Annotated in this window: 13 protein-coding genes; 10 read left to right on the forward strand and 3 right to left on the reverse strand. The window is 53.1% G+C overall.

What is annotated here, in order from left to right; genetic code table 11:
* Window positions 1-47: 47 nt before the first annotated feature.
* The gene (locus N6G83_RS24825; RefSeq protein ID WP_065683232.1) at window positions 48-794 is read left to right on the forward strand and encodes a helix-turn-helix transcriptional regulator; all 747 of its coding nucleotides are present in this window, start codon (window positions 48-50) and stop codon (window positions 792-794) included.
* A gap of 53 nt (window positions 795-847) precedes the next feature.
* Here the strand turns inward: N6G83_RS24825 and N6G83_RS24830 are convergent, their stop codons facing one another.
* Window positions 848-1,957 (reverse strand): SDR family oxidoreductase, encoded by a 1,110-nt coding sequence (locus tag N6G83_RS24830; RefSeq protein ID WP_065683231.1) that lies wholly within the window; start codon window positions 1,955-1,957, stop codon window positions 848-850.
* A gap of 244 nt (window positions 1,958-2,201) precedes the next feature.
* Between N6G83_RS24830 and N6G83_RS24835 the strand changes: the two genes are divergently transcribed.
* The 3 genes from N6G83_RS24835 to sbcB all read left to right on the forward strand — a co-directional run bounded on the left by N6G83_RS24835 (window position 2,202) and on the right by sbcB (window position 4,176).
* On the forward strand, window positions 2,202-2,387 hold the full coding sequence (locus tag N6G83_RS24835; protein WP_065683230.1) for a hypothetical protein: 186 nt from the start codon (window positions 2,202-2,204) through the stop codon (window positions 2,385-2,387).
* A gap of 75 nt (window positions 2,388-2,462) precedes the next feature.
* Window positions 2,463-2,666, forward strand: a complete 204-nt coding sequence (locus N6G83_RS24840; RefSeq protein WP_211135884.1) for a DNA polymerase III subunit theta — start codon at window positions 2,463-2,465, stop codon at window positions 2,664-2,666.
* A gap of 82 nt (window positions 2,667-2,748) precedes the next feature.
* Window positions 2,749-4,176, forward strand: coding sequence for an exodeoxyribonuclease I (gene sbcB, locus N6G83_RS24845; protein WP_211135885.1), 1,428 nt, complete (start codon window positions 2,749-2,751; stop codon window positions 4,174-4,176).
* A 133-nt stretch (window positions 4,177-4,309) separates the two neighbouring features.
* On the opposite strand, the gene N6G83_RS24850 is transcribed toward sbcB, so the two are convergent.
* Both N6G83_RS24850 and N6G83_RS24855 read right to left on the reverse strand, forming a co-directional pair.
* Window positions 4,310-5,683, reverse strand: coding sequence for an APC family permease (locus N6G83_RS24850; protein ID WP_211135886.1), 1,374 nt, complete (start codon window positions 5,681-5,683; stop codon window positions 4,310-4,312).
* 486 nt (window positions 5,684-6,169) lie between these two features.
* Window positions 6,170-7,588, reverse strand: coding sequence for a glutamine synthetase family protein (locus N6G83_RS24855; protein ID WP_211135887.1), 1,419 nt, complete (start codon window positions 7,586-7,588; stop codon window positions 6,170-6,172).
* A gap of 397 nt (window positions 7,589-7,985) precedes the next feature.
* Between N6G83_RS24855 and puuR the strand changes: the two genes are divergently transcribed.
* The 6 genes from puuR (at window position 7,986) to N6G83_RS24885 (ending at window position 16,610) form a co-directional block, all read left to right on the forward strand.
* Entirely contained in the window at window positions 7,986-8,543 is a 558-nt protein-coding gene (gene puuR / locus N6G83_RS24860) for an HTH-type transcriptional regulator PuuR (RefSeq protein WP_021805845.1), read from the forward strand.
* Window positions 8,544-8,563: 20 nt separating this feature from the next.
* Complete coding sequence (locus N6G83_RS24865; protein WP_211135888.1) at window positions 8,564-9,844, forward strand: FAD-binding oxidoreductase; 1,281 nt, start codon at window positions 8,564-8,566, stop codon at window positions 9,842-9,844.
* A 370-nt stretch (window positions 9,845-10,214) separates the two neighbouring features.
* Window positions 10,215-11,363 carry an ABC transporter substrate-binding protein gene (locus tag N6G83_RS24870; protein WP_248006634.1) on the forward strand — a complete coding sequence of 383 codons (1,149 nt, stop codon included), beginning with the start codon at window positions 10,215-10,217 and terminating at the stop codon, window positions 11,361-11,363.
* 507 nt (window positions 11,364-11,870) lie between these two features.
* Window positions 11,871-13,382: a sugar ABC transporter ATP-binding protein gene (locus N6G83_RS24875; RefSeq protein WP_211135765.1), complete on the forward strand. Its 1,512-nt coding sequence runs from the start codon at window positions 11,871-11,873 to the stop codon at window positions 13,380-13,382.
* Window positions 13,379-14,374: an ABC transporter permease gene (locus N6G83_RS24880; protein ID WP_211135759.1), complete on the forward strand. Its 996-nt coding sequence runs from the start codon at window positions 13,379-13,381 to the stop codon at window positions 14,372-14,374. Before N6G83_RS24875 ends, N6G83_RS24880 begins: the two co-directional genes overlap by 4 nt.
* Before the next feature lie 250 nt (window positions 14,375-14,624).
* Window positions 14,625-16,610 carry a ligand-gated channel protein gene (locus N6G83_RS24885; RefSeq protein ID WP_211135760.1) on the forward strand — a complete coding sequence of 662 codons (1,986 nt, stop codon included), beginning with the start codon at window positions 14,625-14,627 and terminating at the stop codon, window positions 16,608-16,610.
* The last annotated feature ends 36 nt before the right edge of the window (window positions 16,611-16,646 follow it).

A 16,646-nucleotide genomic window follows, 5' to 3' on the forward strand; every position in this document is an offset into this window, starting at 1 on the left:
AGCGGCGAAGGATTTACCTTTTTGCTAAAGAGTGAGATCATCGGCGCATGGAAACCAAAGAAATCAGGCGCAACAACCTGCGCGATCTGATGGCACGTTTCGCCCGACAAGGCACCAACCAGAATGAGTTTGCCATCCTGGTGGGATCTTCTGCGCCAACGCTGAGCCAGATCACCGGTGAAAAATCCTCCCGCAACCTGGGCGACAACCTCGCCAGACGCATTGAGGCCAAACTCGGCTTGCCCAAAGGCTGGTTCGATGTATTCCATGAGAAGGCGCTGGAACAGCCGTTTGCCAACGTGGCGGCCGAATCGGATTTCCAACCGGCACGGCTCAAACCCGTGGTATGGGAAGATACCGAGCAGGACAAGGAAGAGTTTGTGGAGATCCCATTGCTGGATATCGATTTCTCCGCCGGTGACGGCTGCTACGAAATTGTCGATAGCGAAGAGTTCTCGCTGATCTTCCGCCGCTACTATCTGCACAAGATGGGGGTGCCGGTGAACGCGGCACGCATTATCCGCATCTCAGGTTCCAGCATGGAACCCCGATTGCAGGATGGCGATGTGGTGGGTATCAATACCGTCGATACCCGCATCCGCGAAGGGAAAACCTATGCGATCCGCCACGGCAATCTGTTACGGGTCAAGATCCTGATTGAGCAGCCCGACGGTGGCGTGGTCATTCGCTCTTTAAATCGGGAAGAGTACCAGGATGAACGGCTCAGCTATCCACAGCGCAAAGAGCAACTGGTGGTGCTGGGCCGGGTATTCTGGTCATCCTCCTCCTGGTAAGATCCTGAAAGCGGGCGCAGCATGCGGCGCCCCTGCGTCACGCCCCCCAGCCGCTATTTAAAATCCACCGCCATTTGCTGCGGTATCGACAACCCGCGGGTTGATTGCACGCAGCGGCCAATATAATCGGTAAAGCGTGGCGGCTTAGGCATGCCTAACTTGAGGATTTTTTCGTTGCTAAAGCGCACGTTCAGCATCGCAAAGGAGCCGTACAGGCGCATCGCTTTCAACATCAGGCGCTCATTGCACGGCCCGAAGATATCCTTCAACTGTTTGCGCATTTGCAGCAGGGCTTCGTAGCTGACCTGCGCATAGCGATCGCCCACCGGTGGCTCCTCTAGTGCGGCGGCGATGGCATAATCGATATCCGCAAAACTGACGCTGCTCTCCTCCCCCGCCGAGATATGGTAAACATCGTTATCCAAGCTATCTCGGTTGAGCAGCATCACTAACGCATCGGCGCAATAGTCCACCGGGATCACATCAATACTATCTTGCAGCGAACACATAAACTTACGCAGCATCAACGCCATACTGAACACCCAGAAAATACTGCTGGAGGGTTTGCAACCCAACTGCGTATGCCCCACCACGATCGAGGGCCGGGCGATCACCAGCGGCAGTTGCGGGCAGGTTTGCCGCATCAGTTGCTCGATGGTCGATTTGGAGCGGGTATATTCCACCAAGTGTTCGGCAGTTTCTTCAAACTCGGCGCTTTCTGCTACCAACGAACCCACCTGAGGTGCGCAAGACATTGCCGTGCCCACATGCAGAAAACGTTTTAATCCAACCACCTGAGCCATTCGCTGCGCAAATGCCAGCGTGCCTTCAACGTTAACCTTCCAAATAAGTGGGTTATTACCAAATGACGCCACCGCGGCACAGTTAACAACATGAGTTACCTTGTTAATACGGGCGTCAGACAAAAAATATTCAGGCTCGCTTAAGTCACCCAGTAAAATATTCTTTACCGTCAGCTTACTCAGAATGTTTTTATCTATATTGAACTTTTCCATATTAGTGAAAATACGGTTTAAGCCCTGTTCTTCGGTTTCCGCACGCACCAATAATAGATAGTTAACCTTTTGATTTTCTGTCAGTAACTTTTCAAGCACCGCACCACCAAGAAAGCCAGTCGCCCCAGTCAACAGTAACGTTTTCATCTTACACACCTACATTTGCATTGAATGAAGTGGAGTGTATGCCTATATTTATAAACCAGAAGTAAATAGAAATTAACTGATTACGTAACGACTTCCCCTAATATTGCCTTAATGAATATCCTGAAACACTCACAGGCAATTAGTAACAGCTCAGCGCATCTTTTATTCCGTTTGTTTAATTAACATTTATGTTGTCTCTGATTTAATTAACGAGATTAATCCCATGCACTTTTTAGGAGCTATCATGAGCTACAACCAAAAGGTCTGGCTGACTGTATTAACCGTTTGCACGCTATTCTGGCTGGCTCTGATTAGCGGTCTGTATACCTATGCAAAATCTCTGGATCATCAGCACGATCATGGCCAGCAAGAACAAGCGATGAGCATCAAGCCAGTAAAGCACCATCCCACTCTGGCACAGGCCCTGTGAAGGTTCTGCCCAGAATGAGGTAGCGACAAATTCTCTTTAGCCTCATATTATGCGCTATCGAATAGGGAGAAAGACATGCCACGACCACTGGATGGCCTACCCCAGCAAGAACGTGAAAAGATCCAAACCGATTTGCTGGCACTAAGAGTTATTTATAGCGAACGCTACGGCTGCGCCGCCGAGTGGGAAAGCGCCGAAACGCACGTCCCCACGCATCTACGCGGCTACTTTCAGCAACGGCTGAACTTCTATCGCACTGGACAGCACCACTCAATTTAACGTTAAGCATTAACCAATACTTGGCATCGGTGATCGCGCCGTTACAATAGGGCTATTCCCTACGCCAACAAGAGATGCGACTTTGAGCAGCAAGGCACCGGCCACATTCTACATCCACGACTACGAAACCTTCGGCAAAAGCCCGTCAATGGACCGCCCGGCGCAGTTTGCCGGAGTGCGTACCGATATGGATTTCAACATTATCGAAGAACCGCAGGTGTTTTACTGTGCGCCAGCCGATGACTACCTGCCCGACCCCGAGGCGGTGATGATCACCGGCATCACGCCTCAGTTGGCGCTGGCCAAAGGCGTTAACGAGGCCGAGTTTGCCCGCCGTATTCATGAGGCGTTCAGCGTCCCTGGCACCTGTATTCTGGGTTACAACAATATCCGCTTTGACGATGAAGTCAGCCGCAACATCTTTTACCGCAGCTTCTACGACCCTTACGCCTATAGCTGGCAAAACGGCAATTCGCGCTGGGATCTGCTAGACGTGATGCGTGCCTGCTACGCCCTACGCCCGGAAGGCATCATCTGGCCAGAAAATGAAGATGGCTTCCCCAGCTTCCGTCTGGAACATCTGACGCGTGCCAACGGCGTTGAACACGAGCACGCTCACGATGCAATGTCCGATGTCCATGCCACCATTGCCATGGCCAAGCTGGTCAAACAGGCGCAGCCAAGGTTATTTGACTACCTGTTGCAGCATCGCAACAAACACAAGCTCAATGCGCTGATCGACGTCGCGGAAATGACGCCATTAATGCACGTTTCCGGCATGTTTGGCGCGGCACGGGGTAACACCAGTTGGGTTTCACCACTGGCCTGGCACCCAGACAATAAAAATGCGGTGATTATGTGCGATCTGGCAGGGGATATTACCCCGCTGCTGGAGCTGAATGCCGATGAGCTGCGTGAACGTCTCTATACCCGCCGCGATCAATTGGCTGCCGATCAGGCCCCGGTGCCGATCAAGCTGGTGCATATCAATAAATGCCCGGTGCTGGCTCCGGCCAAGACGTTGCTGCCAGAAAATGCAGACAGGCTAGGCATCGATCGTCAGGCGTGTCTGGAGAATCTGAAGGTGCTGCGCCAGCACCCGGAGATCCGTGAAAAAGTGGTAGCCATATTTGCCGAAGCCGCTCCTTTCACCCCTAATGATGATGTAGATGCCAAACTGTACGACGGTTTCTTCAGCGATGCCGACAAAGCGGCGATGAGGATCATTCAGCAAGCCAAACCGCAGAATCTACCCGCGCTGGATTTGACCTTCAGCGATGGCCGGATGAAAGAGCTGCTGTTCCGATTCCGGGCCCGTAACTACCCCAATACGCTGGACGACGCCGAGCAGCGCCGCTGGTTGCAGCACCGCCAAGAGGTGCTGAGTGCCGAACGGGTGCAGAGCTATATCTTGCAGCTGGAGTCGCTGTACAACCTGCACGAAGGGGATAAAGAGAAGATGGCGTTGCTGAAGGCGCTGTTTGATTACGGTAAGCAGTTAGTGGGATAGCCCTGTGCTTTTCCATTGATTAACGGGCGCAGCATGCGGCGCCCCTCCACAGCGAGTCGGATAAGATTTGTTAGTAATAAAAAGGGTTCCAACATGTGGAACCCTTTTTGCTATCGCGAGGCAGGCGAGTGGATTAAGCCACGTCTTCGCTTGCTTGTGGCACCGGCAGGCTGAAGCTGCGGGTGACAAACGTCAGATACAGCAGGCCAATCGCCGCCCAGACCAGGCCCAGCGTCATCGAGCTGACTTCCAGGTTGACCCACAATGCACCGACGGTTAACGCCCCCAACACCGGCAGGATCAGGTAGTTGAAGGTGTCTTTCAGCGTACGATTACGTTTCTCGCGAATGTAGAACTGCGAGATCACCGACAGGTTAACGAAGGTGAACGCGATCAGAGCACCAAAGTTGATCAGTGCCGTAGCCGTGACCAAATCGAACGAAACGGCAGACAGCGCAATCGCACCAACCAGCAGCACGTTCAGCGCTGGAGTACGCCATTTTGGATGCACATAACCGAAGAAACGCTCCGGGAATACGCCATCACGGCCCATGACGTACATCAGACGGGAAACACCCGCGTGAGATGCCATACCGGAAGCCAGTACGGTTACGCACGAGAACACCAGGATCACCGACTGGAAGAACTTGCCAGCCACATACAGCATGATTTCCGGCTGTGATGCGTCAGGATCTTTGAAGCGCGAGATATCCGGGAAGTACAACTGCACGAAGTACGACACCACGATAAAGATCACGCCGCCGATCAAGGCCGTCAGGAAGATGGCTTTCGGGATCACGTTTTCTGCATCTTTGGTTTCTTCGGATAACGAGCTGATGCCGTCAAAGCCGAGGAACGAGAAGCACAGAATGGTCGCACCGGTGATCATCGGCACCACGTGCGCGTTGTCAGACCAGAACGGACGGCTGCTCACCAGCGTACCGGCACCCTCACCGTGAGAGATACCGTTAATCACCAGGCCCAGGAACACGATCATGATTGCCACCTGTACCACCACGATAATGGAGTTCAGGTTGGCTACCAGCTTGATGCCACGCAGGTTGAACGCCGTCATCAAGGCAACCAGTGCCGCAACGAAGATCCACGAAGGCACTCCTGGGAAAATGGCTTCCAGGTAAATTTTTGCCAGCAGGATGTTGATCATCGGCATGAACAGGTAGTCCAGCAGTGATGACCAACCCACCATAAAGCCGACGTGCGGGCTGATGGCTTTCTGGGCATAGGTATAGGCAGAACCGGCGGAAGGGAATTTCTTCACCAGTTTGCCATAGCTCAGGGCGGTAAACAGGATCGCCAGCAGAGCAAAGGCGTACGCGGTCGCGACGTGACCGTCGGTCAGGCCGGAGACGATGCCGAAGGTGTCAAAGATGGTCATGGGCTGCAAATAGGCCAGACCCATCATGACGACCGGGACTAAAGTCAGTGTTTTACGCAGTTGGGCGCGTTGGCCGGCAACTGGTGCGGCGGTGATGATGTTATCGGACATCGCGTAGCCCCCCCTTACCTTCAGTCTTGCGGATAATAGACACGCCAAGACTCAAGGTTGCGGGGAAACTTCGCAACGTGCGACTGAATTCTAAAAGGGGGATGAGGGAAGCTGGATAACTAGGCACAAAAGCCTGTGTTGCTCCATAATCGCTGCGACCGCAACGGAAACCGGCGGGCACCGGTGCCAAAGTGAAAAATTGCCCCATCTTTCTTATCCTCATGAGTCACGACCATAAAGTTTTGGTTGATCGCGACGAACCTATTTATCTATCCGGCTCGATGTCCGGCCTCGCTTGATGTATGAAACACACGTTGGTAAAACATAATGCAAAAAAAATAACCGACGCGTTAAAACGTCGGCTATCTGCATTTCGCGTATTTTGCCATAAGATCACAGAAAGACAAGATCCTGAAACCTTCTAATACAAATTCTTTTGCTTAATATCAGGAAAAAGGCCCTTCATTGCCATCAGGGTACCTGAGATCAGGCATTTTTCAGCATCCAGTCGATCTCGGTTTCCGTCACCAATCTCTCAAACTGCATCAGTTCACCCATTTTGCAGGCGTGATAAACCCGTGAAAAGCGTTCACCGAGGTAGTGCTTCAGTTCGTGCTGATGCTCAAATTCGTACAGGGCATCGCTTTGGCGGATCGGGAACGGTAACCCCTCCTGCTCCAAACCGTTGCCAGTCACCGGCTCAGGCAGCGGTAATTCGGTGTCTAGCCCGTACAGCATCCCCGCCAGGATTGTCGCCACCACCAGATAAGGGTTGGCATCGGCACCGGCAACGCGGTACTCCACGCGGTGGTTCTGCGCATCGCCACAGGGAATACGCAACGCCACGGTACGGTTGTTATGCCCCCAGGACGCCTGGATCGGCACATACATCCCCGGCTGGAAACGGCGGAACGCATTCACGTTGGGTGCCAACACCGCCATCGATGCGGGCATCAAGGCGATCATCCCGGCTAATGTTCGCTCAAGCAGCGCCGAGTCTTCGCCATCCGCTTCGGCAAACAGGTTTTTCCCCGCGCTGTCTACCACGCTGAGATGGACGTGCATGCCACTCCCCGCGTATTCCTCATAAGGTTTCGCCATAAAGGTGGCATGCATATGGTGATGTTCGGCCACCTGACGCACCAGCCGCTTCAGCGCCAGCGCATGATCGCAGGCTTGCAGCACGTTGTCGGTGTGATTCAGGTTTACTTCGAACTGGCCGGGGGAAGCTTCAGCCACCGCACCATCCGCCGGTAGCCCTTGCATCTGTGCCAACGTGTCGATGTCGTTGAGCACCCCTGAAAAATGGTTGAGGTTATCCAGCGAATAGACCTGGCTCTGTACGTTACGCTCCTGAGTGCCCGGCGCGCACGGCGGTTGCAGATAACCTGCCGAGTCTCGCTGTCGATCGATGAGATAAAACTCCAACTCTACCGCTACCACCGGGAACAGTCCGCGCTGGCGCAACGCCTGCCATATTCGGTTCAGTACATTGCGGGGTTCAACGTCAAAGGGAGTACCATCTTCATCCAGCATGGTCAGCAATACCTGACCAATGTGTTGCGGATCTGCCGCCGACGGCGTCAGCGTACCGGGCACAGGCATGCAGATCCGATCCGGTTCGCCCAGCTCCTGGCCCAATCCGGCCTCTTCGACCACGTTGCCCAAAATGTCCATAGCGAACACCGAGGCGGGGAAATAGCAGCCTTTTTCAACTTTTTTCAACCCGGAGACGGGAATGCGTTTACCGCGGAAGGAACCATTGAGATCGGTGAGGAGGATATCGATATACTGCGTGGCAGGATGGCGTTCCAAATAGTGAGCAACCTCACTTTGGAACGCGCTACTTCGCCTTTCTTCATTATGCTGTGCAAAATCTTCTACTACTGCGCTATTGGTTTGCATACATCACCTGCCGTTGTGCTCTTGGGAATGCCTTCGCATCCGCTTGCCGATTGACTTAACACATGGTTTGATTTCTCTGTAGAGTGCGCCACAGGCTGGCGCTCAAAATAACACCCATAACATGAAACATAGCTTTAACATAAATGGTTTGCAAATGTTACAATGGCGTTTGATTATTCGCCAGGGACTGCTAAATTGATAAAATATTGACCGAAAAGGCGTTGTTTGCGCTTTGTTGGTACAGAATTTCTTCCGCCAGACCAGGGGGAAACATGGGCAATATATTTTACAACGACCGCCCAACTACCGATATCATGTGGTTTCGATATCACTCAGACAGGTACCCGGCTCCGGGTGTGATCCCAACCTGTCGCTCCTATCAGAAGGAACTACCGCTATGAGCGAAGTCAGCTTGGCACCAGGCAAGCGCCTGTCGCAGATCCGTCAGCACTTGGGTTTGTCACAGCGCAGGGTCGCCGAACTGTCCGGATTAACCCACAGCGCCATCAGCACCATTGAGCAGGACAAAGTCAGCCCTGCCATTAGTACGCTACAGAAACTGCTGAAGGTCTATGGGCTATCGCTGTCTGAATTTTTTGCTGAACCTGAACGGCCAGATGAACCCAAAGTGGTGATCGAGCCGGACGATCTGATCGAGATCGGCAGCCAGGGCGTTTCGATGAAGCTGGTGCATAACGGCAGCCCTACCCGCAGCCTGGCCATGATGCTGGAGACCTATCAACCGGGCACCACCACCGGTGAGAAGATCAAACATCAGGGCGAAGAGATCGGCACGCTGCTGGAGGGGGAGATTATGCTGACGGTCAACGGCCAGACCTATCTGCTGACCGCTGGCCAGAGCTATGCCATCAACACCGGCATGCCCCACAGCTTCAGCAATACCTCAACGCGCGTTTGCAAGATCGTCAGCGCACACACCCCAACCACCTTCTGACAAGATCCGCCGGAGGAGTGATGATGGAACATGTTGCCAGCTATTATGCCGCCAGCGCCAACCCCCACGCTCCTTATCCCCAGCTGAACGAGGCTATCCGCTGCGATGTCTGCATTGTCGGTGGCGGTTTTAGCGGACTTTCCAGCGCACTGCACCTGATCGAGGCCGGTTACGACGTGGTAGTGCAGGAAGCCGCCCGCATCGGTTGGGGAGCCAGTGGGCGCAATGGCGGGCAGGTGGTCAACTCCTACAGCCGCGATATCGATGTGATTGAGGCTCGCTACGGCCAGCAGACAGCGGCAATGCTCGGCAGCATGATGTTTGAAGGTGCGGAGATCATTCGCCAGCGAATCGATCGCTACGCCATCGCCTGCGACTATCGCCCCGGCGCGGTTTCTGCCGCCTTAACGACCAAACAATTCAACGCGTTAACAGAGAAAATGGCGCATTGGCAGCGTTATGGCCACCCGCAACTGGAACTGCTGGACGGGGAAACCATGCGCCGCACCGTTGCCAGCGAACGCTATGTCGGCGGGCTGCTGGATCGCCACGGTGGTCATTTGCATCCGTTAAATCTGGCGCTAGGTGAGGCCGAGGCGGTCCGCCGCCATGGTGGACGGCTGTTTGAACAATCGGCGGTCACTCATATCGATTATGGTCAACCCGCCAAGCTACACACTGCTCTTGGCTCCGTCAGCGCCAATCTGGTGATCCTGGCAGGCAACGCGTATCTGGGGGAAAAGCTGGAACCCCGCCTCAGCCGTCTGAGCATGCCTTGCGGGTCACAAATCATCACCACCGAGCCTTTATCTGCGGATATGGCCCTTTCCCTGTTGCCGGATAATTACTGCGTTGAAGACTGCAACTATCTGCTGGATTACTTCCGTCTGACGGCAGACAACCGTTTGTTATACGGCGGGGGCGTAGTCTATGGCGCACAGGATCCGGCGGATATCGAGGCCAGGATCCGGCCCTTGATGCTCAAAACCTTCCCGCAGTTGAAGAAGGTGCGCATCGATTACCGCTGGACCGGCAATTTCCTGCTGACCCTGTCGCGCTTGCCGCAGTTTGGCCGCCTGGAAAATAACGTTTACTACCTGCAAGGCGACAGCGGCCACGGCGTGACCTTGACGCATCTGGCAGGCAAACTGATTGCCGAAGTGCTGCGCGGCGATGCGGAACGCTTTGATGCTTTCGCCCAACTCCCCCATTTGCCGTTCTTCGGTGGCCGCCATTTACAGGTGCCATTTACCGCGCTAGGGGCCGCCTACTATGCCTTGCGCGATCGCTTAGGGTTGTAAGCTGTGTCCCTCAATATGCATGTGAGCACCGCTCGAGATCATATAAGCAACAGTAGCCCGCCTGTCACCTCTGCGCCACTCGCCTATCATATTCTACTCATTGGATGCATTACCCGATTGAGTTTCCTAACCATGATCCACTAGTTCAATTTTAATGATGTAGTCCGACAAAAATATCCACTATCAATAAAATCGCCCGCACATAGAATGAAAAAATAGAGAAGTGATTTAAATCAAAAATGTATCCGGTGAATTTATTCAACACTATTAAAATAGGAAGGATGCCTTTAGAAAATCAGCCATATTGTAGGTTAATTTATTACGTTTTATCATCAAATATCTCTGTATGTTTACTAAGGAGTGTTCTGTAATGGATCGTCGTGATTTTATGAAATTAGGTATTGCTATTAGTGCAGCCGCCCCACTGTCAAAAATAGCCTTTGCAAAAGATCCCCACCATACCGATAATATGAAGCCATCCTCTAATATTATTGAACATGTAGATGAGGAGACTAAATCACTTGAAGAACTATATGAAGAAGCAATTATAGAGGGAGGCGAGCTTACTGTTTATGCCGGAGGAGATACTGTAGGTCAACAGGATGGTAATGCAAACGCATTTAGAAAACGCTTTCCTAAAATGAAGTTGAAAATGAATGTCGACTTTTCAAAATTTCAAGATGCGCGTATCGACCTGCAACTAAAGAGTAATACATTAGCCGCTGATGTTGCTCACCTTCAAGAATTACAGAATTATCCTCGATGGAAAAACGAAGGTGTTTTACAACCCTATAAACCAGCTGGATTTTCTAAAGTCTATGATAAATTTAAAGATAAGGATGGTGCATGGGTTGGTATATGTGTTAACGCATTTTCAAATCTTTCAAATGTACAACTTGCACCTAACCCTCCGGTGGATGCAAATGATTATCTTGACCCAAAATGGAAAGATAAAATAATTCTCGATTACCCTAATGATGATGACGCCACTCAATTTTTATTTATGAAAGTGATAGAAATATATGGTTGGGAATGGTTGGAGAAATTCTTGAAACAAAACCCAATCTTCGTTAGAGGTGGACAAGAACCTGTAGACCAAGTCTATTCAGGACAAAAATCTGTAGCGTTTGGCGTATTTGGTGATCTTGAAGTAAACAATACGGATAAAGCCCGGTTTATCATACCCAAAACAGATCCATTTATGGCCTGGGCCCAAAGAGCTTGTATGTTTAAACAAACAAAACATCCGGCAGCTGCCCGACTCTATTTAAACTGGTGGTTATCAGAAGAACAGCAAAAACACTGGTATCAATGGCCTGTACGAACTGATATCAAACCTAAAGGTGGTTATAAGCCTATTTGGGAATATCCAAATGCCTATTTGGATGAATTTGTTGACACTATGATGGACCGAGGGTTAATGGAACGTTTTAGAGCCCAACTAACTCAGTACATAGGAGAAGCTCAGGGAATGCCTAGCGGTGGTATTCAAGGCAGGTATCCAGATACCGGACATTAAGATAGTTCAGTTTCGTTAAGCATCACTAAATACCTGTGCCTAATACCACACTACTTTTTTAACCCAGGTTTAATGCCTCGGCAATAGTGAAGCGACGTCCATATACTGTTCACGTTTTTCGGTAGGTAGCTGAGAACATCAGCCACCGAAGCGGAAGTCGTTATCTGCTGTGAGGCTGGTGAACAATGGTCTTACGAACGTTGTAAAGGCACTGTTCTATGCTTATACCCTATGCGCAAGCATGTTCTTGCGCATACTTTCGCCCCAAAATACGCTTTGGTCTCTGACCTAAGGGGAAAAAAGAGATCCAACCTCCTAGCCATGGGCACAGCCTACTCCCCCCGCCAAGCCGCTTTTATCGGGTTAAGCGCATTTTGCATGTTGCAAAAATGGCAATTCGTGTTACAAAAGAGTTTCTTTAGCCGTCTATACATCCAAATGAATTTCACGTTGCCGCCACCACGCCGCGATTTGAAACACGAGGGGCGCAACGTCTTCAGCCAAACTATGCCGACCAACACCGCTTCACGCCTGGAGATGCGTAATATCTCCATCGCCTTTGCCGGGTTCAACGCACTGCAAAACGTCGATTTTACGCTGCAAGGCGGTTCGACCCATGCGTTGGTGGGGGCCAACGGCGCGGGTAAATCCACGCTGATGGGCATTCTCTCTGGCGCACATAACCATTACCAGGGTGAAATTTTTATCGACGGCCAAAAGGTCGATATTCATTCGCCGCTGCAGGCCCGCCAGCACGGGATCCAGGTGGTGCAGCAGGAGGTGGATGTGGCGCTGATCCCCACGCTGTCCGTCGCGGAAAACATCATGCTGGACTGGCTCAATCAGCCGGGCCATCTGCTGAACTGGCGGCAGTTGCATCGCCAGGCCGCCGCGCTGTTGCAGCAGCTTGGGCTGAATATCAACCCACGCCAACGCCTGGAAGCCTGTACGTTGGCGGAGAAACAGCAGGTGCTGCTGGCCCGGGCGCTATCCCACCGCTGCCGTTTTCTGGTGCTTGATGAGCCGACGGCTCCGCTAGACAGCAATGAGAGCGAACGCCTGTTCCACATCGTGCGCCGCCTGCGCGCCGAAGGTATCGGCATCGTGTTTATTTCCCACCGCATCCACGAATTGAAAACCGTCTGCGACCATTTGACGGTGCTGCGCGACGGTCGTCATGCCGGTGAAGGCAGCATGCAGGGCCTGAGCGGTGAGCAGATCGTCGAAAAAATGCTGGGCCATTCGCTGGACGATATCTTTCCGGCCCCCCGCCCACCGCACGGCTCGCGCCCGTTGCTGCGGGTAGAGGGGTTGCACGATCGCCATAAACTGCGTGACGTCTCTTTAACCCTGCATCAAGGGGAGATCCTAGGCATTGCCGGGCTGGCGGGTGCAGGTAAGACCGAGCTTTGCAAAGCGTTATTCGGCGCAACCCCCAGTAAATTGACGCAGGGAGAGCTGCACGGCAAACCCTGGGCACCGCATTCGCCACATCTTTCGGTAGCACAAGGCCTGGCGCTGGTGCCGGAAGAGCGCCGCAAGGAAGGCATTTTTATCAACGAAGCCATCCCGATGAACCTCAGCGTCAGCGCCGATGACAGCTTCTCCCGCTGGAGCCTGTTTAGCCGCCGCCGAGAACTGCGCTGGGCGTTAGAGATTATGCAGCGGCTTGGCGTGAGGGCCTCTGGCCCACAGCAAAAGCTGGCTCGCCTGTCTGGTGGCAATCAGCAAAAAGTGGCGATCGGTAAATGGTTACGTGGCAACGCCGACGTACTGATCTTTGACGAACCCACCAAAGGCGTGGATATCAAGGCCAAACAGGATCTGTTCCGGCTGATCGACGGTTTGGCACGTGACGGCAAAGGCATTATCTATGCTTCCGGCGAGTTTTCCGAGCTGGTAGGCCTGTGCGACCGCATCTGCGTGCTGTGGGATGGCCGCGTGGTGGCGGAACTCAGCGCCGCCGATATTGATGAAGAAACCCTATTACTGTATTCCACCGGAGGAACTCCTGCGTGAGTAAAGAATTATCCCTGAAAAGCGTTCTGCCCTGGCGCCACCAGCTGTTTGAGTTTTTGTATAAATGGGGGATGTTGCTCACCGTTGTCGCCTTGATCGCGCTGTTTGGCCTGGCTTCCGACAATTTCCTCGATGCCAACAACATCATCAACATTTTGCGTTCGATCGCCATCGTGACGGTGATTGCCATTGGCGTGTCGATCTCACTTTCTGTGGGCGGCTTCGATCTCTCCGTCGGCTCAACGGCGTCGTTGGCTAATGCGCTGGTGATCTCGCTGTTTGCCTGGTACGGCTTCGGCACTACCGGTGCCATCGTGCTGACGCTGCTGCTGTGCACGCTGGTCGGCCTGTTCAATGCCTTTTTGATCGTGGTGCTGAAGATCCCCGATATGCTCGCCACGCTCGCCAGTCTGTTCGTTATCCAGGGCGTGGCCATGACCTACAGCTACGGCGGCTCCATCACCCAGAATATGGTGCTGCCGAACGGGGATATGGCCGAAGGCGTGATCCCAGAAGTGTTTTCCACGCTGGGCCAGGTGCCGGTGATCGTGCTGATTATGCTGGCGGTGACGGTGATCATGCAGCTTTTCCTGTCGCTGACCAAGCATGGCCGCCGGATGTATGCCATCGGCGGTAACCCGGAGGCCGCCAGGCTTTCCGGTATCCGCACGGTACGTTACAGGGTTACCGCATACATGCTTTCCTCCCTGCTGGCGGGCCTTGGCGGTATTTTGCTGGCGTCACGTATCGGTTCCTCACAGGTTAACGCTGGTGGCGGTTACCTGATGGATGCGGTAGCAGCAGCCTATATCGGTTTCTCCCTGGCGGGCTCCGGCAAGCCTAATGCTCTGGGCACCCTGGTTGGCGCGATTATCCTGGGCGTATTGCAAAACGGCCTGGTGATGCTCTCCGTGCCCTACTACGCCATGGATATCATTAAAGGGCTGGTGCTGGCATTGGCACTGGCGATCACTTACATCCAGAAACGCTGACCTCCCCCCGGCGCACCACTGCAGTGCGCCGGGCTATCCCCCTCCTTTTCCTCTGGTTTCAATACATTACTGATCAAATATACAAATGATACGAGTTATCATTTGCATTTACATTTCTGTCAATTTCCTTACAATGGCCTGACGTTTTACTCACGCAACGGAAATTCTCGCGGCAGCGTGAAAACATATTCTTTTAAATCAAACAACTAACAGGAAAACCTGTTGACCTCGGGACGGGAATATTTAACCCATGGAAAAGCCAAGCTATAACACTTTAACCGCGTTAATCCTCGCATCACTCGCCAGCGGCAGCGCTCTGGCACAAACGGAAGATACCATGGTGGTCACCGCCTCCGGTTTCCAGCAGAGAATTCAAGATTCGCCGGCCACCATTTCGGTGATCCCTCGCCAACAGTTGGAAACCCGCGCCTACCGCGACGTCACCGATGCGTTGAAAGACGTGCCGGGCGTGGTGGTAACCGGCGGTGCCAGCAGCAGCGATATCAGCATTCGTGGTATGTCCTCCAAATACACGCTGATCCTGATCGATGGTAAACGTGTCGATACGCGTGGCACCCGCCCTAACAGCGATAATGCCGGTATCGAGCAAGGTTGGTTGCCGCCATTGCAGGCTATCGAACGTATTGAAGTGGTTCGCGGGCCAATGTCTTCACTCTATGGATCCGATGCCATGGGCGGGGTGATCAACATCATCACGCGCAAAACCTCGACCACTAAAGACTGGGTTGGCTCCCTGCAAGGCGATGCCACCATTCAGGAAGACCGGGATTCCGGTGATATCTACCAGACCAACGCCTACGCCTCCGGCCCGCTGATCGAGGGGCTACTTGGCCTGCGGGTGAATGGTCTGTTCTCCCATCGTGGGGAAGACCACTTCACCAATGGCTTTAACGAACAGCGTATGCGCAGCGGCACGGCGGTATTCAGCCTGACGCCGGATGAAAAGAACGATTTTGATTTCGAAATCGGCCGTTCCCTGCAGGATCGCAACAGCACGCCGGGTAAGTCCGTAGCATTAGAAAACTGCCGCAAAGGCGTCTGTAAGCCGAACTCCTCCAGCGACAACCTGTATACCCGTAATAACTACTCGATCACCCATAACGGCTATTACGACTTTGGTAACAGTACCAGCTACATTCAGCGCGAAGAGACCAATAACCCCGGACGTAACATGAAGATGTACAACACCATCTTCAATACCCAGACCCAGTTTGACCTTGGCTCCCACATGCTGAACCTCGGCGGGCAATACCGTTACGAGAAATTGCAAGACGGTGGCAACCAGCTGGAAGCCGCTGACGGTTTAGACCAGTTGACCCGCTGGAGCTGGGCGCTGTTCGCCGAAGACGAATGGGCGCTGACCAACGATTTCAGCCTGACCACCGGGATCCGTATGGATCGCGATCAGAACTACGGCAGCCACTGGACACCGCGCATGTATGGCGTGTGGCACCTGACAGAGATGTGGACCGTGAAAGGCGGGGTTTCTGCGGGTTATCGCTCGCCAGACCTGCGCCAGTCCTCTGCCAACTGGGGCCAGATCACCGGCGGTGGCGTGAGCAACGGCATCATCGTGGGTAACCCGAATCTGAAGCCAGAGAAAAGCATCAGTGAAGAAGTCGGCATACTGTGGGATAACCAGGAAGGGCTGAACGCAGGCGTCACCCTGTACAACACCGATTTCAAAGACAAGATCACCGAAGTTCGCCGCTGTAACAGTTCAGAGGATCCGGCCTGCACCATCGGTAACACCACTTATGATTTCGTCAGCGACCGCGTCAACGTGGATAAAGCCAATATGCGCGGTATCGAAGTGACCACCGGCTGGCAGATCACCGAAGACTGGAAGCTGAGCACCAACTACACCTTTACCGAGTCTGAACAAAAGAGCGGTGAGTTCCAGGGCAAGGCGCTGAACCAGATGCCGAAGCACATGATCAATGGCGTGCTGGATTGGCAAGCCACTGAGGATCTCGGCCTGTGGTCACGCGTTAACTTCCGCAGCGAAACCTCGGAATACCTGAGCCGTACCTCCATGGCGGTCAGCACACCATCCTATACGTTTGTTGATGCCGGGGTGAGTTACCAGGCGCTTAAAAACCTGCAGCTTAGCGGCGGGGTATACAACATTCTGGATAAAACCGTGGATTACGAACACTACAACACCACGCTGGATGGCCGTCGTTATACCGTAGGCATGACTTACAACTTCTGATTGCCGAGCATAGTTTGTAACAAGGGGCTGCCATCG

Source organism: Serratia sp. PL7 (genome assembly GCF_945957435.1).